This window comes from Candidimonas sp. SYP-B2681 (genome assembly GCF_003971065.1).
Classification (GTDB): domain Bacteria; phylum Pseudomonadota; class Gammaproteobacteria; order Burkholderiales; family Burkholderiaceae_B; genus Pollutimonas.
Genome location: NZ_RYDV01000001.1, coordinates 551,232 through 569,186, shown reverse-complemented (window position 1 = coordinate 569,186; position 17,955 = coordinate 551,232). Strand labels below are relative to the sequence as shown.

Sequence of the window (17,955 nt, the reverse complement as noted above, 5' to 3'; positions counted from 1 at the left end):
CAGCCTGGATAAGCAATTTGTTTTAACCCTTGGGCGCCGGGTCAGTGGTAGGGGCGTCTTCGGCCGGCTTGCTGGCGGCTTCAGCAGCAGGGCTCGGAGATGGCGGCTGTCCTTGCGCCGTTGCGGCCGGCTTCCAGGGGATGCCCTGCACGGAGGCCCCAGGCCGGATCTTCTGGAAGCCTTCGACTACGACCACGTCACCACTGTTAAGACCTCGCATTATCATCCAGTTTCCGTTAATACGCGGCCCAACTGACACTGGAACGACCTGCACTTTGCCTTCTTTGACCAACATCAGACTGCTACGCCCGTCGGCCGTACGCTGCAATGCCTGTTGCGGAACCAGCAAGGCTTTTTCATCAACGCCTTGCTGTAGCTGTACACGAATGTACATACCTGGTAACAAAATTTGATCGGGATTAGGAAACTCGGCTCGCAAGGTAACCTGGCCTGTTGTCGGATCGACCGTTACCCCGGAAAACAACAATTCCCCGGGTCTATCGTAGATTGAGCCGTCCTCGAGAATCGCTTGCGCTTTCGCCGCCCCCTCACTAGATGGTTCAAGTTCGCCACTTGCGAGGGCACGCCGAAGCTGAGCCAATTCGGTCGTAGACCGCGTCAGGTCGACATAAACCTTGTCAAGCTGCTGGACGGTTGCCATTTGCGTGGCAGCACTGGCGCTGACCAGCGCGCCCTCGGTTACCAGGGACTTTCCAATACGTCCGTTAATAGGCGACACGACCCTGGTATAGCCCAGATCAATGTCAGCAGTCTGTAATGCTGCCTTGGCCGCGGCAATCGCAGCATCGGCTTGACCAGCTGCTGCCATGGCGTTGTCATATTCTTGACGGCTTACTGCGTTCGCCTTGATGAGTTTGGCGTAACGCTGTGCCAGTAATCGTGCGCTTTTGGCATCGGCCTCGGCGCGTTGCAATTGCGCTGCAGCCTGTGCTCGTACCGCCCGATAAGGTGCTGGATCTATCGTGAACAATAGCTGGCCCGCTTTTACGTCGCTGCCTTGCTTGAAGTTGATTTCAGTAACGATACCCGTCACGCGAGCCCGTATTTGCGCGTCTTTAATCGCCTCGACCCGCCCGGGTAGTTCGACAGTTACTTCGGCAGGGGTCGCTTGAATGGTTACGACGCTGACTGGCACTTTCATGTCACCCATTGCAGCCTGTTGTGGTTTTTCGCCGCATGCGGCAAGAAAAAGAAGCGAAGACAGGGCGACAACCCGGACTTGCTGCCCGTAAGGCAGGCTGGTAAACAACATTCGAGGACTCCTGTACAGCGGATTACACTGCAATCACGACTGTAGCCATCTGTTTTTAGTAAAGGCTGAGTATAAAGCGAAAAAGATGACGGAAAGCTGTCAAGACCGGTTTTTTACTAAGCTAGATTGGCACATTACTTGCTACCTCTAAGGACTGAAATTCAGTGCATTGAAACGTGGGAAGCTCGTGAAAATAGCCAACTTGCGCACTTATCGGACCCTTATCGTGACCGCCGCGGCCCTTGCCGTAAGCGCCTGCGCAGGTAACCCCACGCAGCGGGCCAACGCCGAATACTCCGACGACACTTCAATTAACGCAAAAGTGCAGGCTGCTGTTCTCGGAGTTCCCGGTATACACGCCGACACTATTCAGCTCACGACGCAGGACGCCGTGGTAACTCTGCGCGGTACAGCCGCGAATACACTTGCCGCGCGCAACGCCGTACAGGCCGCCCGTCAAGTCGACGGTGTCAAGACTGTCGATTACGACATTAAAGTGACCCCTGAGTAATTAAAAGTTTTTTTCAAGCTCGGGGCTTACGAGTGGGTCAAAATCCTCCCATTTGCCTTGGTTCCATCGGCCTTGGGCGCGCTCCACTTCGACCCCGCCGGCGTCGCGCAAGATGGATGCAATATGCTTTTCGTGTTCGGGCGAAGTATGAACTGCCAGCATCACACCCGACTGTCGCCCCCCGTGAGTCCGGGCGTCCTCTGCGTCCTGCTGTGTTTGCCGCGGGCGAGCGCGGCCCAGCGAATACATTGCCCCTGCCAGTGAACCAATATAGGCTCCGACCCCCGCTCCGCCAATAACGGGCAATATGGAGTCGGTAAACGTAAAAGTGATGACGGCGCCGATAATCGCCCCCACTAACCCTACCGCCGCGGCACCAGCCACGGCGCTGTAAGGCGCACCTTTTGCGTCGGGATCGGACGCCATATCGCCGCCTAAGTGGTAGCGGTCGTGCGCCCCTGCGGGATTGACGAAAAACGTATGCAAAGCATCCTGTGTAACGCCGAACTTCATCAGTGCCATTGCCGCGTTTTCAGCAGCGTCGAACGTTTGAAAACGAGCGGCGACGATCAAAGACATGGCTTTCCCCCTTTCAGGTATGAGCGGCGCAAAAAACTAAGCGCTGCAATGTGTAGGCAGCAATAACTATGCCGTTTTAATGCTCTGCCTGTCGGCGGCTGGCCTTCTTCGCTGGATGATCCATCTTCGCTTCAGCCCCTAAGTACCATGCGGCGGCAAGAAGCAGCGGCCCCAAAAAATATATTGCTCGATAAGCCAGCAAGGCGGCAAGCATTTCGCCCTGGCCCATAGAGTCACCGGCCAATAGCGCGATAAATACCGACTCAGTGACGCCCAGACCTCCTGGAATGTGGGCCAGCGCCCCAGCAATAGCACTGATTAACAGGGTAGCCAGCACCATCTGATAAGGAATTTTTTGTTGAAAAAGCACATAAATGACGGCGCCCATCAGCGCCCAATTTAAGATAGCCAATGGCACTTGTATGATGGCGAGGGAAAAGGAAGGCAGTTCTATCGTATGCCCGAAGATAAGCCAGGAGCGGGTACGCGAGAAGGCACATAGCCCCAGATAAAAGATGCCCGCCAGCACCATGATGGCTCCCATTATGCGTAGGGGCCCATCGTTGAGCTTCCAGCTCTCGGGAAGCGCAACGATGCCCGAGGCGAATAAGAACCCTGCAAGCAAGGAATAGCCGATCCAGTTTGTCGTCAGGCTGAGGCCCAAAATCCTCATGATGACCCCTTGAGGTAGCCCCTGCTTCGAATACAATCTTACCCGCAGACCTACCCCTCCAACCGGCGCGCCTAGACTAAGGGCGAATGCATAGCTGATGAAACCCACCATCATTGATCGCCACCAAGCAAGGGCATGTTCTGTGTACCATTTGCCCAGTACGTCGAAACTGCTGTAAACAATGTAGCTGATTGCTGTAATAAACCCCGCAGTCCACAAAGCTCGGCTGGGTAAGTTATAGATAGCATCTAGCACTTCATTCCAGTCGACCTTAATGATTGCGAAGCTTAGAAGCCCCACCACAACAATCAAAAAGCAGGCGATGAGAATCTTACGCAGCGTGGCCCAGTGGGCTTTGATCCAGTTCTTCAAGCCATGAGCCCCTGAGGTACTCATGATTCCCCCTCACTGGCCGGATGCGTTGGCGGCTGAATCGACATAAGGGGCGCCTTTCTGGCAGGAAACCATCCGGCCCATGCCGGGAAACGTCGCAAAAAATGAAATACAAAAACCCCAACAAAAACCCGTTGGATTTTGCGTCGTGGCGGCGTAAGGCGTTTCATTAGCTGGCAATGGTCCTGGATCAAGGCATCGAGCCTGTGTTGGAGATGGGCGGTGAAGGCGCTGTCATGAACAACGACATTTGCTTCAAGATTCAACGCCAGGCTCAGCGGATCCAGATTACTGGACCCGACGGTCGACCACATCCCATCAACGGTAGCCACTTTGCCATGGAACGGCCGCTCGCAATACTCAAAAATTTGCACGCCGGCCGATAGCAGGTAATCGTAGAGCATGGTGGCTACGAAACGAGCGATCGCCATGTCAGGCTCGCCTTGCAATATCAGCCGAACTCGTACGCCGCGCTTAGCAGCCGTGCGCAAATCCCGCAAGAACCGATACCCAGGGAAAAAATAGGCATTTGCAATCGTTATATCGTGTTGAGCCGCCCGTATCCCAATTCGATAGTGCTGCTCAATATCGTTCTTGTGATGCTCGTTATCGCGCAGCACCAAGGCGGCCACGCTTGGGCCGAAGCGTACTGCACGATTGACCGGCTGGCGACGCAAATTACGCCACGAAAAAGAGGGTCGCACAGGCGATAATGCCTCAACGACGAAGCGACCGATCTCATTAACCAGCGGCCCCCGGACCATAACGGCGTAGTCTTGTTTTGCTGTCGGTCCGAAATCGGCCAGATGGTCTGAACTGAAATTGATCCCGCCAACAAAAGCGACCAACCCGTCTACCACCACGATCTTGCGATGCAGGCGCCGAAATAAATTCGTACGCATACCAAAACGGCGCGGTCGAGGGTCAAATATATGAAATCCGACTCCTGCCCGAGTCATGCCCCTGATAAACTCATCGCTAAGGTCAGCAGAGCCGTATCCGTCAACGGTGATTTCAACGCTCACACCGCGCGTGGCCGCGTCAATTATCACCTGCCGCAGCTCGCTGCCCACCTTGTCTGCGAAGAGTATGAACGTTTCCAGTATTATGCTTCGCTCGGCATTTCGAATAGCTTCGAACACAGCAGGAAAAAACTCCTCGCCATTTTCGAGCAGTGTTAAGGAATTGTCCGCTGTCCAGGTAACCGTCATAGCCTCACCTCAGCGGCAAGAGGCGCATGGTCAGATAAATGCATCCACGGCCGTGAGGCCAATGCCACGGGTTTGAAATGGGCGAAGTTACGTACGTAGATTCGATCAAGGCGGAATAAGGGAAAGCGGGCGGGAAAGGTACGCGACACTTGTCCATGCGCCTCGGCAAATACCTCTTTGAGCCCATTGATACGCATCAGAGCCTTCTGACCCTGCAAACGCCAGTCGTTGAAATCGCCCGCCACCACCAATGGCGCCCCAGGCGGAACTTCATCCTCCATTAAACGACGCAGGCTATCGAGCTGAGCGCTGCGATGTCTTTCATGCAAACCCAGATGAACGCAAACGACGTGTATCAATATACCCAGATGAGGCGGCCTGAGGACACAATGGAGCAGCCCTCGTTTTTCATGGGTTCCCACCGATATATCAGTATTGCCGTACTTCGTTATCGGAAACTTTGACAATAGAGCGTTGCCGTGATGTCCGTGAGGATAAACGGCATTGCGACCGTAGGCGAAGTCTTGCCAGATTGAGTCGGCCAGGAATTCATACTGACTGACCGCCGGCCAGCGGGCCAGACGTAAAGCATGTGCCTCGTGGGCGCCCAATACCTCTTGCAGGAATACGATATCAGCGTGGGTGGCCCGAATGGCGTCACGCAATTCGTGGAGAATGAAGCGCCGATTGAAAAAAGTAAACCCTTTGTGGGTATTCACGGTTAGGATTTTTAACGTTTTACGAGGATCATCAATAGTCATTGTTGCCAATGGAGTCAGAATGACAATAATCAGCAATTATCGTGCCGCAATCCCTACCCTAGAAGCAGTCCGTCGTCTGAAATGGTTTCACCACGTACGCGCTCAAACATTCGCAGCAAGTCCGGCACATCCAGACCCTGGCGTTCAGATCCCGATACATCCAGCACCACATTGCCCTGGTGCAACATGACGGTGCGCTCACCGACATCTAACGCCTGACGCATACTGTGTGTGACCATCATCGTGGTGAGCTTGTTCTCTGCCACGATACGGGCTGTAAGCCCCAGCACGAACTGCGCCGTACGAGGATCCAGTGCCGCCGTGTGTTCATCCAGCAATAAAATACGCGACGGCTGCAAGGCCGCCATCAATAAGCTTACTGCTTGACGCTGCCCGCCAGAGAGCAACCCGATACGGTCACCAAGGCGACTTTCAAGGCCGAGCCCCAAGGTTGCCAATCTGTCACGAAACTCGCTTCGCATTCCGCGCTTCACGGCAATGGAGAGATCGCGGCGCTGACCTCGACTCTGAGCCAAGGCAAGGTTTTCTTCGATGGTCAGATCTTCGCACGTACCCGCCATCGGGTCCTGGAATACCCGGGCCACCTGCTTTGCCCGCACCCAGACAGGTTGATTGGTGACATCTTGATCATCGATAAGGATGGACCCGCTATCAACGGACAAGTCGCCCGATACGGCATTGAGAAGCGTTGACTTGCCGGCCCCATTTGAGCCGATCACGGTCACGAATTGCCCGGCCGGTATATTAAGCGACAGGCCGCGCAGGGCCTTGGTTTCGATCGCCGTCCCTGGGTTGAAAGTAATATTGAGGTTCTTCGCATTCAGCATCTTAATGCCCCCCGTTTTTGCCACGCAGGCGCTTTTTAATAAGCGGAATGATTAATGCGAAAGTGACTAGCAAGGCCGTGACAAGATTAAGATCTTGTGCTTGCAATCCGATGAAATCCGCATTCAACGCCAGTGCAATAAAGAATCGATACAGGACCGCTCCGACAATGACCGCCAGCGTGACGATGTACAGCTTGCGCGACGGCATGATGCTTTCGCCGACAATAACTGCAGCCAGCCCGATCACGATAGTTCCGATGCCCATCGAGATATCTGCCCCGCCTTGCGATTGTGCAAACAGAGCGCCGGCCAGAGCGCACAGGGCGTTGGAAATTGCCATGCCCGCCAATAACATACTGCCCGTGGCGACTCCTTGCGAGCGAGCCATTCGAGGATTGGATCCCGTCGCTCTCATGGCAAGGCCGGTTTTCGTTGAAAAAAACCAATCGAGCGCAAGTTTGATGACAACCAGCAGGACTAACAACATCAGGGGACGAGCAATGTAATCGCTGATGTGCTCGGGCTGGAGGATGGTAAATACTGTGGGGTCGGAAATCAGGGGCACATTGGGTCGACCCATGACGCGTAAGTTGATGGAATACAAGGCTATCATCACCAAAATGCTGGCCAGCAGATCCATAATCTTGAGCTTTACATTCAGCCAGCCAGTAATCATTCCGGCTAGGGCTCCCGCAAAGGTGGCGATCAGGGTAGCACTGAACGGATCCATTCCTGCGCTGATCAATGTGGCCGCAACGGCTGCGCCCAAAGGAAAACTGCCATCAACCGTCAGGTCGGGAAACCGCAACATTCGAAAGGAGATCAGCACCCCCAACGCGACCAGGCCAAAGATCAGCCCTATCTCGAGCGCGCCCCATAAAGAATATAAAGACATGTTTCAACCAAAGTAGGAAAAAAAACAGGCGGGTTGCTTGCGCCAACCCACCTGTTTTGTCGTCATCGGTATATCAATTAATAACTTTAGATGCTGACTTAAGCAAGGCGTCGCTTAGCGATACCCCCTGTTTTTTGGCGGCCGCAGGGTTCACGTAGAGTTCCAGTTTGTCGCTGGTTTCGGGCGCAATCGTACCCGGCTGTTGACCTTTCAGGATTTTAACGACCATTTTTCCCGTTTGCCTTCCCAGATCGTGATAGTTCACCCCCAGTGCGGCAATGGCACCTCGTTTGACGCTGTCAGTGTCGGAAGCGATCAGGGGGATTTTTGCATCGTTGCCAACTTTGACGAGAGCCTCGTAAGCCGAGACGACGTTATTGTCGGTGTTTGTGTAGATGACATCGACTTTTCCGACCATGCTACGCGCTGCCGCACCGACATCAACGGTACGCGCGGCAGTGGCTTCGACCAGTGACATTCCCGACTTCGGCAACAATTCGCGCAGTTGCTTGACCACCACGACCGAATTTGCCTCGCCCGGGTTATAGACGATTCCAACCCGCTTGGCTTCGGGCACAACCTTTCTGATAAGCTGCACCTGTTTTTCCAGTGCAAGGCTATCTGAGACACCCGTTACGTTGGTGCCTGAGGGATCCCATGTTTTCACCAACTGCGCTGCAACAGGATCCGTCACCGCCGAAAACACAACGGGAATCGTTTTGGTCGCTGCCACAACGGCTTGGGCCGAAGGCGTTGCGATGGCGACGATTACGTCGGGCTTATCGCCTACATACTTGCGGGCGATCTGTGAAGCGATGGCGGTATTGCCCTGCGCTGTCTGAAATTGCCATTTAAGACCCTTAGCCTGAGTGTAGCCAGCGCGTTTAAGCTCTTCCTGAACGCCATCTTTGATGGCATCAAGGGCGGGGTGTTCCACGATGGACGTTACTGAAACCGATTGCGCATAGACTGCAGCGTTCGCGACTAAGCCGGCTGCCGCAATTGCACCAAACGCGAGCCTGGCAGACTTGCTGAATTTCATGGAGACTCCCTCACGAGGTTGGTAGCGACGACATGGTCTTGTGTCGCGGATGGACGTAAGTCTAACGCGTTACAGAATACCTTGTCTCGAAGGGAAATCCCTGCAAACCAGTCTATATTCGGTGGCTCAATCCCCAGTTGGCGCACCTCGGCTATAAGGCGACCTTGCTGGCGGCTTCATGTTGAGCCAATAAGGCTTTCGCCCATCGGCGCGCAGGAAGCCCGTACACCGCTTCCACTTGTTCGGCGCGGCCAAGCAATTGCGCGGTCGTCACATTCAACAAGGGCCCTTTGAAGGCCAATACCACTCGATTTCCGGCGTCGATTTCCGGGAGCTCCAACACCTGCCCCTTAAATGCCTTTCGAATATTTTCGAGATTGGGCGGGAAACTGGCGTGATCTCCAAAGAGATTGACCGTCATGATGCCGACGTCAGACAAGGCGCCGTAGCAGTCCTGATAAAACTCCAGGGAGTCGCGCACGGGTCCTTGTGCCTGTGCATCGTACAAGTCCACCATTAGGGCCATGTAACGGCCGATGTTCCTGCGTTTCTGTACCCACACTGCCGCATCGCTATGGTCGATAACCGACCGAGGCGAATCAGGCAGGCGAAAGTAAGCCCTGCATATTGCCGTAACTTGCGGATTCCATTCAGCGGTTTCGACGGAGGCTGTAGTGTTCTTCAGCATATAGCGTAGAAGCGAACCGGCGCCAAGCCCCATGATACCGACATCGTCAGTTTTGGACGGCTCGAGGAATAACAGCCATGCCATCATTTGCTGGGTGTAGGCCAACACCAACTCGTTTGGCCGGCCTACTCGCATAGCGCCCTGAACCCACTCGGTACCGAAGTGCAAATACCGCACCCCGCCGAGTTCAGATAAGGTGGGCTCGTCGTTAGCCCACGGTTTCGTTTCAAACACGTTCGAAAATCGCGGCAATACCCTGCCCGCCACCTATGCACATTGTCACGAGGGCATAACGCCCCTGAATACGTTCGAGTTCGTGAAGCGCCTTGACCGTGATGATGGCCCCTGTTGCTCCGATAGGGTGCCCTAAGCCGATTCCGCTTCCGTTGGGATTCAGTTTCTGGCTATCGAATCCGAGTTCTTTGCTGACTGCGCAGGCTTGGGCAGCAAACGCTTCATTTGCTTCAATGACGTCAAGCTGCGCAATGCTAATACCCGCCTTCTCGAGCGCGATACGGGTCGCCGGAACGGGGCCAATTCCCATATATTTAGGGTCGACGCCGGCATGGCCATACGAAACCAGGCGCGCCATTGGCTTCAAGCCACGAGCCTTGGCTGCGCTGGCGGTCATGAGGAGCACTGCCCCAGCACCGTCATTCAGGCCTGAAGCATTGCCCGCGGTGACGGTCCCGTTTTCTTTCACAAAGACGGCCCTTAAGGCGGAAAAATTTTCGGCTTTTGCACCGATGCGCACGTGTTCGTCTGTGTCGAAAACCACATCGCCCTTACGTGTCTTTTGAACAATAGGGACGATCTGCTCTTTAAAATAGCCCTTGGTGATAGCCGCTTCGGCACGCTGATGTGATGACAGAGCAAGCGCATCTTGATCGTCGCGAGAAATGCCATATTTCTTCGCTACGTTTTCCGCTGTCACGCCCATATGGATCTTGTCGAACGGGTCGGATAATGCACCGTTCATCATGTCGATCATCACGCTGTCACCCATACGCGCGCCCCATCGCTGAGAGGGAGCAATGTACGGCGCCCTGCTCATGCTCTCGGCTCCGGCGCCAATGGCTACCTGCGCATCACCTAGCTTGAGCGCCTGTGCGGCTGATATGATTGCTTGCAGTCCAGACCCACACAGACGATTCACATTAAATGCAGGGGTCGACTCGCCGACGCCGGCATTCATCGCTGCTACCCTGGATAGATACATATCACGCGGCTCTGTGTTGATGACGTGGCCAAAAACCACGTGCTCGACGTCGGCCCCGGAAATGTTGCTTCGCTCGAGAACGGAACGCACCACCGCGGCGCCCAAATCACATGGCGGCACGTCTTTCAGGCCACCACCGAAATCGCCTATTGCAGTGCGGCATGCTCCAATTACGACTACGTCTTCCATGTTGAGTCTCCTAGTTTTTAACAGCATCGGTTAATACCGAATATTAGCGCGCTATTCCCGTCTGTTAAAAAAAAAACGGCAGGAATTACTCCTGCCGTTGGCTACGGGTTATGTTGACCCTTAACTGCGGGATTCCTTCCCAGGCGTCGGTTGCTTCGCATCTTCGGTGCGTTTAACCTGTTCGTCGCGGTCTACTTCAGGAGCCACCCAATTAAGCGGCTCAATTACAAAAGGTTGCTTTTTTTGGGTCGGTTTTGTTGCCATGCTAGCTTTCTCCTTTATGCATTACAAGAGGCGCACCCCGCGCCTCTGTACTCTATTAGGGTACTTCATTACTGCAAATAAAGCTAATTAGCTCAAAGACTTAGGCTCGATGGAAAGCTTCGCTGATACACTATGCTTCGCCAACCTGGCACTGTTTGACCACAGGCGCAAGCATTATTTCGCCTGATATGACGAAAGCTGAACATAAAAAATGAAACTCGCGACCTGGAATATCAACTCCTTGAAAGTTAGGCTTCCACAAGTGCTGGATTGGCTGGCCGCAAATCCAGTCGACGCCTTGTGTCTTCAAGAACTTAAGTTGCCTGACGAAAAATTTCCGCTGGACGCCTTTCAGGAAATTGGCTATCAGGCCGCCTGGGCTGGCCAGAAGACGTACAACGGAGTTGCCATCGTGACGCGTGCCGGTAGTAGCGATGTACAGCGCAACCTTCCGCTGTTCGAAGATCACCAGCAGCGCATCATTGCCGCAACGCTTGACAGCCCTATAGGCGATATCCGTGTCATCAGTGCTTATTGTCCTAACGGCCAGTCGGTCGGAAGCGACAAATATGAATATAAGCTCAAGTGGTATGCCGCGTTGCACGCTTGGTTGCGCGACGAGCTTGAACGCTACCCGCGCCTGGCAATTCTCGGTGATTACAACGTGGCGCCCAAAGACGAGGACGTCCACGACCCCATGAAGTGGATCGGCGAAGTTCTTGTGTCCGAGGCCGAACGTGAGGCGTTTCGGTGTTTGCTCGACCTCGGGCTATCTGATGCGTTTCGTCAGTTTGACCAGGAAGAGAAATCGTTTACTTGGTGGGATTACCGGCGCTTTGCATTCCGCCGGAATGCAGGTCTGCGTATTGACCACGTATTGCTCTCAGAAGCGCTACAGCCCTATTGCAGCACGTGTGTCATTGACAAGGCGCCTCGAGCCAATGAACAGCCTTCCGATCACGTTCCCGTTATTGCGACGCTGGATCTAGCCGGGTTGGTGACGGCTTGATCGGTGCGTCAGCTGCCGTATATCTTCACCGTAGGACCAAACCGATACGTCTCTAATGTTGCAGCAAGGTATTGGTATTAACATTTCGACATTGCGTTCCATGCATCAGCTGTTAACGTTACGCAACTTGAATAAGATAGGTTCTGCATGATGCTTCGAGTCCTCGCGCTGGGTCGCGCCCGACGGGTTTCCAAATATCTTAAAACCATCGCTCCTGGGGTTTTTCTTCAGGAGCTTTGCAATCGGCCTGGCGCTATCGGCGCCATCTGTCCTAGCTCGAAATTTCTTGCACGCCAAATGGCCAGGCAACTTCCAGGCTCAAACGACGGATTGATTATCGAATTGGGAGGCGGGACAGGAGTCATTACCCGTGCGCTGCTGGACCACGGTGTAGCACCGGAACGATTAAGAGTGGTTGAGTTTTCCAGCCCTTTCGTGCAACGACTTCGTGAACGCTTCCCGGACGTTGAAGTCATACACGGAAACGCTGCCGATTTAATCCAACTGATCCCACGAAACGTCAAGATACAGGCTATCGTCTCGAGCCTACCCCTATGTTCATTGTCAGAGCCCATTACCCAATCCATTCTGCAGCAATGGCGGGAATTACTGCATGACGGTGGGGTCGCCATTCAATTCACGTACAATCTTGGATTGCCTAAGTGGCGCGCTTCTATATTAAGCCATCAAATAAATTCCAAAGTAGTCTGGGCGAACCTGCCACCGGCCAACATCAGTACATTTTCATTCAAATCAGCCAAACTGCCGCATCCCGCCAATGAATGTTCATAGCCACATTGTAGAAACACTCCAGCAAGGCGTCGTTTTGGACGTCAGCATCGAAGACCTTCACTTCCGGGCCTATGTGGTGCTTAGCGAACCAGATATCAACCTGGTGGCCGACTTCGTACCTCCGGAACAATTCGAACAGGACGGCGATGTGCACGTAGCTGCCATAAGCCATCCGGATGAAGTCCACGAACAGATTCAGGACATCACTTTCAATATGAATCCTGGCGATGCCGCCGTATTTATGTGTTCTGATCAGCGAACCTATCTTGATGCCCTCGAAGAACTCGGGCAAAGCAATAACGCCATTCAAGACTAGCGATAATCCGCGGCGTAGCGCTGACATTCGCCGCGGCTTTGAAAACGTTCAGCGTTAACCCCGCAGTAGGCGTACGAGAGCGAAGGATTTATTACCCTGCGCTGTTTAATTGTTACCACCAATATTCATGACATCTTCTTCTGGCAATATCTTCATGGTCGTGGCCCCTAGCGGGGCAGGGAAATCCAGCTTGGTCAACGCGCTTCTCGCCGAAGATCCAAGCCTTCAACTGTCGATCTCATGCACGACCCGCGCGCCCCGTCCCGGCGAGGAGGCTGGGAAGCATTATCGCTTCGTCACTGCGGATGAATTTCTGGCAATGCGTGATCAAAACGCCATGCTGGAATGGGCTGAAGTCCATGGCAATTTTTACGGCACGCCACGCGACCGCATTGACCAAGCCCTTGGTCAAGGTAAAGACATACTGCTGGAGATTGACTGGCAAGGCGCCCGTCAGGTCCGTGAACATTACCCGCAGGCGGTAGGCATTTTTATCTTGCCCCCGTCAATCGAAGCGCTGGAAATGCGTCTAACGAACCGAGGGCAAGACGCGCCGCACGTGATCTCACGCCGACTGCTCGCTGCAGGCGGGGAAATGTCGCACGTATCAGAGTGCCAATATGTTATTATTAATCAAGAATTTAGCACCGCATTGCTACAACTGGGGCAAATTGTTGCAGCGACACGTTTGCGCTATGCTACTCAAGCCGCCCGCAATGCCGACCTTTTTTCACAGTTAGGCATTAGTAAAACTCCTGCCTGACCTTCCCATAAAAACATCTGCTTATAGGTTTACCATGGCCCGTATTACTGTCGAAGACTGTCTGGAAAAAATCCCGAATCGCTTTAACCTGACTCTCGCCGCCACTTATCGTGCACGCGAACTGGCACAAGGTCACGAACCGCGCATTGACAGCAAAGACAAACCCACCGTTACAGCTTTGCGCGAGATCGCCGCCGGCGTTACGGGGCCCGAAATGCTGCGTAAAGTCCCAACTTGATTTCACGGGGCTAGTCTTATGGCGTTTACCAGTCTTCGCGGTGCTTCATCGGGCCTCCTGGCCGTCCTGAAGAAAGGTACTCGCCTGCGTCGGGGCAAGCCGCCAAAGACTACGCCGCTCGGTCTTGCCGACGCGCAACCGAACACGATTGCGTCGCTTGCCCCCCTTACGCAGGTCATTAGCCATTACCTCAGTCCAAAAGACATTGAACGCGTCAAAGAGGCTTACCGTTTTGCCGATCAGGCCCATTTAGGCCAGTTCCGGGCTAGTGGCGAACCGTATATTTCGCATCCGATTGCCGTTACTGAAATCTGCGCCGGTTGGAAGCTCGACGCAGATTCTCTCATGGCTGCCCTGCTTCATGATGTCATCGAGGATCAGGGCGTCGCCAAACAAGAACTGGCCGAAAAATTCGGCGCGGACGTCTCCGAAATCGTTGACGGGCTGTCTAAATTAGAACGGCTTGAATTCGCCACCAAAGCAGAGCAACAAGCGGAAAGCTTCCGTAAGATGCTGCTTGCCATGGCGCGTGACGTACGCGTCATTCTGATCAAACTGGCTGACCGCCTGCATAATATGCGGACGCTCGGGGCCGTCAAGGTCGAGAAACGTCGCCGCATCGCGCGCGAGACCCTGGAAATTTACACACCCATTGCGCACCGTCTGGGGTTAAACGCCTTATTCCGCGAACTGCAAGATCTATGTTTCCAGGCAATCTATCCCGACCGCTATCGGGTCTTGCATAAAGCCATGATGGCCGCGCGTGGAAACCGGCGCGAGGTACTCGGAAAAATTTCCGACGCCGTACGCGTGGCGTTACCTGCGGCTGGCATAGAAGCCGAAGTCAGCGGACGTGAGAAGTCTCTGTACAGCATTTACACGAAAATGGCGGAACAAAAAAAGTCATTTTCCGAGGTACTAGACATCTACGGGTTTCGCGTCATAGTCCATACCCTGCCGGAATGCTATCTGGCTTTAGGTACGCTGCATCAACTGTATCGCCCCGTACCTGGCAAGTTCAAAGACTATATCGCCATTCCGAAGCTCAACGGATATCAGTCCTTACATACCACTCTGGTGGGCCCCTATGGCACTCCGGTCGAGTTCCAGTTCCGTACCCGCGACATGGATCACGTGGCCGAAGAAGGCGTTGCTTCACACTGGTTGTATAAAGAAGACAACGTTACGCTTAACGACCTGCAAAAGCGTACTCATCAATGGCTACAGTCGCTGCTGGACATCCAAAGCCAAACCGGCGATTCGGGCGAGTTCCTTGAACACGTCAAGGTCGACTTGTTCCCTGATGCGGTATATGTCTTCACCCCTCAGGGCAAGATTATCTCCCTGCCGCGGGGCGCCACGCCCGTCGATTTCGCCTATACGATTCATACCGATATCGGAAACCAAGCAGTCGCTTCAAAGATAAACGGCGAATTCGCTCCGTTGCGTACTGAACTCAAAAGCGGCGACGCCGTTGAAATCATTACGTCTCCCGCCTCACGACCCAGTGCACAATGGCTTAACTACGTTCGAACAGGCCGTGCGCGATCCGAAATCCGCCACTACCTGCGCACCGTGAAGCTGGAAGAATCGGTGGCCTTCGGCCAACGCCTGCTGAATCAGGCATTCGACCAATTACATCTACCGCATCCCACCGACGACGATCCCGACTGGGAAAAGCTCGCCAAAAGTTCTGGCGCCACATCTCGCGAAGAAATCTTGGCTGATATCGGGCTGGGAAAACGCTTGGCGGCTGTGGTAGCGCGTCGTTTCGCCCCAGAGAACGCCTTCCTTGCCACCACCGCGGCTGCATTTGACGAGCTATCGTCCGTGACCAGTGCGCCCATTCTTATTCATGGCAATGAAGGGCAAGCGGTTCAACTGGCGCCCTGTTGTGGTCCCTTGCCAGGCGATGCCATTATTGGTGGAATCCGTCTTGGACACGGCCTGGTGGTACACATGGAAGAATGCGCCGTCGCACAGCGCCAACGTGCTCGCGAACCAGAGCGTTGGATCCCGGTCTTGTGGGATAGCAACACAGCACGGCACCTCTCTACCCGGCTTGATGTTACGGTGGTCAACGAAAGAGGCGTTCTGGGCCGTCTTGCGGCCGAAGTCACCGAGGCGGACTCCAACATCATGCATCTGACCATGCAAGACGACGCGGCCGCCACGGGCATTCTGCACCTTACCGTTCAAGTCGACAGTCGCAAGCACCTGGCGCAGGTCATCCGCGCGATTCGTCATGTACCTCAAGTGCAAAAAATTGTACGGTTAAAAGGCTGATCACTTCGGTGGTAGGCTAACCGGATAACAATCAAACCGTTCGCCTCGCAAGGCACTATCAGTCTATACAATGGTTAGCAGCCACACCGTTACGCCATAAGCAATTACACCGCTAAGCGTTGACCACGCGATATCGCCTACCAGTCTTTTACCTGCGACCACTCCGATCAGCCCCATAACGATAGGTAACCCGTTCTGAGCGATGACGGCAGGCGCCAGCATATTCGCCAATGAAGCCATTAGTAAGGCGACAATTGCCGACGGCCCTATTGCATCCAGTGCCTTGCGCAGTTTTTGACTGCCTCGCGCGCTCTTGATGCCCCTTTCCTGCCACCGCATCGGTAAATATCGAATTAATAGAGTGCCGCCTCCGCTAAGCACAATTACCCACAGCAGGGTCGCATTATCCATTGTTAGCTCCAAGGCATTAAGCCCGACGTGCGCCTAGCAAGGCGCCAGCCGCCATGCCAGCCACAATTGCGCCATAAGCTGGCAGTACTGACAAACATAGGATAGTCGCTGCTGCAGCCCCGACCAGCAGGTATGTTGGGACGACGCGCCGGATCTCGAGCAATAAGGCAAAGAATAGCGCCGGCAGTACAAAGCCCAGGGTCTGCATCAGTATCTCGGAGTCGCGCACCCAATCGTGACCGAAGAAGGCGCCAATTGCTGTCCCGCCTACCCAGGCAAGGTAGGCTCCCAGCTGCAAACCAAGATACCAGGATTCGCGCTCTTCTGGCGGCTGTTTAGCCATCCTGCTAATGGACGTGGCAAATACTTCATCCGTCAGTCCGGCCGCCAAAAACAGCACTGGCACGCTCCGCTTGGAAGGAGCCAGACTGGAGAGCACAGCAGGTCCATAGAAGAGGTGACGCAAATTCATCAGCAGGACAATGCCCACCACACTGAAGGCAGCCGTGCCGCTTGCGACGAGGCTGATCAGTATGAACTGGCTCGCACCTGCATAGACCAAAAGCGATACGAGAACGGCGAGCCAGGGCGACAAATCTGCATATACCGCAGCCAGTCCAAACGATATTGCGACGGGAATATAGCCGACGGCAATCGAAATACTGTCTGTGAAGCCACGAAAGAACGGACACGTCACGGCTGCTTAGGGCTTGAAGGCATTGATGAAGATAGCTGGATCGACGCGAGCGTTATTAAGGCTTATATTCCAGTGGAGATGAGGTCCGGTGGCCCGGCCGGTGGCGCCCACCCTGCCAATAATTTGTCCGCGTTCTATCACATCACCCTTCTTTACCTCGAACCCTGACAGATGGCAGTACATGCTGATAAAGCCCTGGCCATGATCGATGAATACTGTTTTACCATTGAAGAAATAGTCCGCGACAATAGTAACGACGCCGTTCGCCGGAGCCTTGATCGGAGTGCCTAGCGGAACGGCAAAATCGAGCCCGGAATGGGCATTACGCTCTTCACCATTGAAAAATCGTCGCAATCCGAACGGGCTCGAGAGCCGCCCGCTGACAGGTCTGTCTAGAACGACGTTGCTGGGGATTGCCTCTCGAAAATTCTTATAGGCATCAATCTGCTCTTTATACTCGCGCTCGAAGCGACGTGTTTGTTCGGGGTCGGGGTTGACTTGGCTTTTATTTTTTAAGGTAATGTGTTGCGACTCGTAGTTCTTTTCGCCCACTTCGAAGCTTTCCTGGCGCGCAGCGCCCATGCTTTCCACTTTGAGTATTTGGCGACCCGGCGATGTCTTAAGATCTACGCCGACAATGGCTATCCATTCCTGATCACTGTCGCGCAATACCATTACGCGTTCCTCTTTATAGAACACGCGAGGTGCATCCGGCGAGTGACCCAAAGCCACCACTGCTACGCCGCCGGGTACCGGCTGATTCAGCAATCGGCTTATATAACCTTGTGCGCTCGCCGACATCGGGCTCAATAAAACTGTGCCCAATACAAGTGCGAGACGGCGTATAAGAGTTTTTGTTCTCATAAAAAAACCATTTCCTGACAAAATCTTGGTATC

At 54.1% G+C, this 17,955-nt stretch carries 21 protein-coding genes; 7 read left to right on the top strand and 14 right to left on the bottom strand.

Annotated features, from left to right (window positions below; translation table 11 throughout):
* Positions 1–22: 22 nt before the first annotated feature.
* On the bottom strand, positions 23–1,273 hold the full coding sequence (locus tag EKL30_RS02750) for an efflux RND transporter periplasmic adaptor subunit (RefSeq protein WP_126705639.1): 1,251 nt from the start codon (positions 1,271–1,273) through the stop codon (positions 23–25).
* A 187-nt stretch (positions 1,274–1,460) separates the two neighbouring features.
* Between EKL30_RS02750 and EKL30_RS02745 the strand changes: the two genes are divergently transcribed.
* On the top strand, positions 1,461–1,784 hold the full coding sequence (locus EKL30_RS02745; protein WP_158618377.1) for a BON domain-containing protein: 324 nt from the start codon (positions 1,461–1,463) through the stop codon (positions 1,782–1,784).
* Here the strand turns inward: EKL30_RS02745 and EKL30_RS02740 are convergent, their stop codons facing one another.
* The 10 genes from EKL30_RS02740 to EKL30_RS18800 all read right to left on the bottom strand — a co-directional run bounded on the left by EKL30_RS02740 (position 1,785) and on the right by EKL30_RS18800 (position 10,546).
* On the bottom strand, positions 1,785–2,363 hold the full coding sequence (locus tag EKL30_RS02740; protein ID WP_126705637.1) for a hypothetical protein: 579 nt from the start codon (positions 2,361–2,363) through the stop codon (positions 1,785–1,787).
* A gap of 76 nt (positions 2,364–2,439) precedes the next feature.
* Entirely contained in the window at positions 2,440–3,432 is a 993-nt protein-coding gene (locus tag EKL30_RS02735) for a lysylphosphatidylglycerol synthase domain-containing protein (RefSeq protein WP_126705636.1), read from the bottom strand.
* Positions 3,429–4,640, bottom strand: a complete 1,212-nt coding sequence (gene clsB, locus EKL30_RS02730; RefSeq protein WP_126705635.1) for a cardiolipin synthase ClsB — start codon at positions 4,638–4,640, stop codon at positions 3,429–3,431. Before clsB ends, EKL30_RS02735 begins: the two co-directional genes overlap by 4 nt.
* On the bottom strand, positions 4,637–5,401 hold the full coding sequence (locus EKL30_RS02725) for an endonuclease/exonuclease/phosphatase family protein (protein ID WP_126706004.1): 765 nt from the start codon (positions 5,399–5,401) through the stop codon (positions 4,637–4,639). The genes clsB and EKL30_RS02725 overlap by 4 nt, the downstream gene beginning before the upstream one ends.
* A gap of 53 nt (positions 5,402–5,454) precedes the next feature.
* Entirely contained in the window at positions 5,455–6,249 is a 795-nt protein-coding gene (locus EKL30_RS02720; RefSeq protein WP_126705634.1) for an ABC transporter ATP-binding protein, read from the bottom strand.
* A gap of 1 nt (position 6,250) precedes the next feature.
* Complete coding sequence (locus tag EKL30_RS02715) at positions 6,251–7,144, bottom strand: ABC transporter permease (RefSeq protein ID WP_126705633.1); 894 nt, start codon at positions 7,142–7,144, stop codon at positions 6,251–6,253.
* Positions 7,145–7,217: 73 nt separating this feature from the next.
* A complete protein-coding gene (locus EKL30_RS02710) occupies positions 7,218–8,186 on the bottom strand; it encodes an ABC transporter substrate-binding protein (RefSeq protein WP_126705632.1) in 969 nt (322 codons plus the stop codon).
* Positions 8,187–8,337: 151 nt separating this feature from the next.
* Entirely contained in the window at positions 8,338–9,108 is a 771-nt protein-coding gene (locus EKL30_RS02705; protein WP_126705631.1) for a spermidine synthase, read from the bottom strand.
* Positions 9,101–10,282, bottom strand: coding sequence for an acetyl-CoA C-acyltransferase family protein (locus tag EKL30_RS02700; RefSeq protein ID WP_126705630.1), 1,182 nt, complete (start codon positions 10,280–10,282; stop codon positions 9,101–9,103). Before EKL30_RS02700 ends, EKL30_RS02705 begins: the two co-directional genes overlap by 8 nt.
* Before the next feature lie 120 nt (positions 10,283–10,402).
* Complete coding sequence (locus EKL30_RS18800; protein WP_158618376.1) at positions 10,403–10,546, bottom strand: hypothetical protein; 144 nt, start codon at positions 10,544–10,546, stop codon at positions 10,403–10,405.
* Between the two features lie 211 nt (positions 10,547–10,757).
* Here EKL30_RS18800 and xth point away from each other — a divergent pair, with 211 nt between their 5' ends.
* The 6 genes from xth to EKL30_RS02670 all read left to right on the top strand — a co-directional run bounded on the left by xth (position 10,758) and on the right by EKL30_RS02670 (position 15,950).
* Entirely contained in the window at positions 10,758–11,555 is a 798-nt protein-coding gene (gene xth / locus EKL30_RS02695; protein ID WP_126705629.1) for an exodeoxyribonuclease III, read from the top strand.
* A gap of 147 nt (positions 11,556–11,702) precedes the next feature.
* Positions 11,703–12,347 (top strand): class I SAM-dependent methyltransferase, encoded by a 645-nt coding sequence (locus EKL30_RS02690; protein ID WP_126705628.1) that lies wholly within the window; start codon positions 11,703–11,705, stop codon positions 12,345–12,347.
* Positions 12,334–12,663 (top strand): hypothetical protein, encoded by a 330-nt coding sequence (locus EKL30_RS02685; protein ID WP_126705627.1) that lies wholly within the window; start codon positions 12,334–12,336, stop codon positions 12,661–12,663. Before EKL30_RS02690 ends, EKL30_RS02685 begins: the two co-directional genes overlap by 14 nt.
* Before the next feature lie 127 nt (positions 12,664–12,790).
* Positions 12,791–13,426 (top strand): guanylate kinase, encoded by a 636-nt coding sequence (gene gmk / locus EKL30_RS02680; RefSeq protein WP_126705626.1) that lies wholly within the window; start codon positions 12,791–12,793, stop codon positions 13,424–13,426.
* Between the two features lie 34 nt (positions 13,427–13,460).
* Entirely contained in the window at positions 13,461–13,664 is a 204-nt protein-coding gene (gene rpoZ, locus EKL30_RS02675; protein ID WP_126705625.1) for a DNA-directed RNA polymerase subunit omega, read from the top strand.
* A gap of 18 nt (positions 13,665–13,682) precedes the next feature.
* Complete coding sequence (locus EKL30_RS02670) at positions 13,683–15,950, top strand: bifunctional (p)ppGpp synthetase/guanosine-3',5'-bis(diphosphate) 3'-pyrophosphohydrolase (protein WP_126705624.1); 2,268 nt, start codon at positions 13,683–13,685, stop codon at positions 15,948–15,950.
* A 63-nt stretch (positions 15,951–16,013) separates the two neighbouring features.
* On the opposite strand, the gene EKL30_RS02665 is transcribed toward EKL30_RS02670, so the two are convergent.
* The 3 genes from EKL30_RS02665 to EKL30_RS02655 are packed head-to-tail and all read right to left on the bottom strand — an operon-like array spanning position 16,014 to position 17,922.
* Positions 16,014–16,361 carry an AzlD domain-containing protein gene (locus EKL30_RS02665; protein ID WP_126705623.1) on the bottom strand — a complete coding sequence of 116 codons (348 nt, stop codon included), beginning with the start codon at positions 16,359–16,361 and terminating at the stop codon, positions 16,014–16,016.
* 16 nt (positions 16,362–16,377) lie between these two features.
* Complete coding sequence (locus EKL30_RS02660; protein ID WP_126705622.1) at positions 16,378–17,058, bottom strand: AzlC family ABC transporter permease; 681 nt, start codon at positions 17,056–17,058, stop codon at positions 16,378–16,380.
* Positions 17,059–17,064: 6 nt separating this feature from the next.
* The gene (locus tag EKL30_RS02655; protein WP_126705621.1) at positions 17,065–17,922 is read right to left on the bottom strand and encodes a M23 family metallopeptidase; all 858 of its coding nucleotides are present in this window, start codon (positions 17,920–17,922) and stop codon (positions 17,065–17,067) included.
* Positions 17,923–17,955 lie beyond the last annotated feature (33 nt).

Coding starts and splice junctions, on each gene's coding strand:
- EKL30_RS02750 (WP_126705639.1), bottom strand. CDS start 1,273: ATGTTGTTTACCAGCCTGCCTTACGGGCAGCAAGTCCGGGTTGTCGCC.
- EKL30_RS02740 (WP_126705637.1), bottom strand. CDS start 2,363: ATGTCTTTGATCGTCGCCGCTCGTTTTCAAACGTTCGACGCTGCTGAA.
- EKL30_RS02735 (WP_126705636.1), bottom strand. CDS start 3,432: ATGAGTACCTCAGGGGCTCATGGCTTGAAGAACTGGATCAAAGCCCAC.
- clsB (WP_126705635.1), bottom strand. CDS start 4,640: ATGACGGTTACCTGGACAGCGGACAATTCCTTAACACTGCTCGAAAAT.
- EKL30_RS02725 (WP_126706004.1), bottom strand. CDS start 5,401: ATGACTATTGATGATCCTCGTAAAACGTTAAAAATCCTAACCGTGAAT.
- EKL30_RS02720 (WP_126705634.1), bottom strand. CDS start 6,249: ATGCTGAATGCGAAGAACCTCAATATTACTTTCAACCCAGGGACGGCG.
- EKL30_RS02715 (WP_126705633.1), bottom strand. CDS start 7,144: ATGTCTTTATATTCTTTATGGGGCGCGCTCGAGATAGGGCTGATCTTT.
- EKL30_RS02710 (WP_126705632.1), bottom strand. CDS start 8,186: ATGAAATTCAGCAAGTCTGCCAGGCTCGCGTTTGGTGCAATTGCGGCA.
- EKL30_RS02700 (WP_126705630.1), bottom strand. CDS start 10,282: ATGGAAGACGTAGTCGTAATTGGAGCATGCCGCACTGCAATAGGCGAT.
- EKL30_RS18800 (WP_158618376.1), bottom strand. CDS start 10,546: ATGGCAACAAAACCGACCCAAAAAAAGCAACCTTTTGTAATTGAGCCG.
- xth (WP_126705629.1), top strand. CDS start 10,758: ATGAAACTCGCGACCTGGAATATCAACTCCTTGAAAGTTAGGCTTCCA.
- EKL30_RS02690 (WP_126705628.1), top strand. CDS start 11,703: ATGATGCTTCGAGTCCTCGCGCTGGGTCGCGCCCGACGGGTTTCCAAA.
- EKL30_RS02685 (WP_126705627.1), top strand. CDS start 12,334: ATGAATGTTCATAGCCACATTGTAGAAACACTCCAGCAAGGCGTCGTT.
- gmk (WP_126705626.1), top strand. CDS start 12,791: ATGACATCTTCTTCTGGCAATATCTTCATGGTCGTGGCCCCTAGCGGG.
- rpoZ (WP_126705625.1), top strand. CDS start 13,461: ATGGCCCGTATTACTGTCGAAGACTGTCTGGAAAAAATCCCGAATCGC.
- EKL30_RS02670 (WP_126705624.1), top strand. CDS start 13,683: ATGGCGTTTACCAGTCTTCGCGGTGCTTCATCGGGCCTCCTGGCCGTC.
- EKL30_RS02665 (WP_126705623.1), bottom strand. CDS start 16,361: ATGGATAATGCGACCCTGCTGTGGGTAATTGTGCTTAGCGGAGGCGGC.
- EKL30_RS02655 (WP_126705621.1), bottom strand. CDS start 17,922: ATGAGAACAAAAACTCTTATACGCCGTCTCGCACTTGTATTGGGCACA.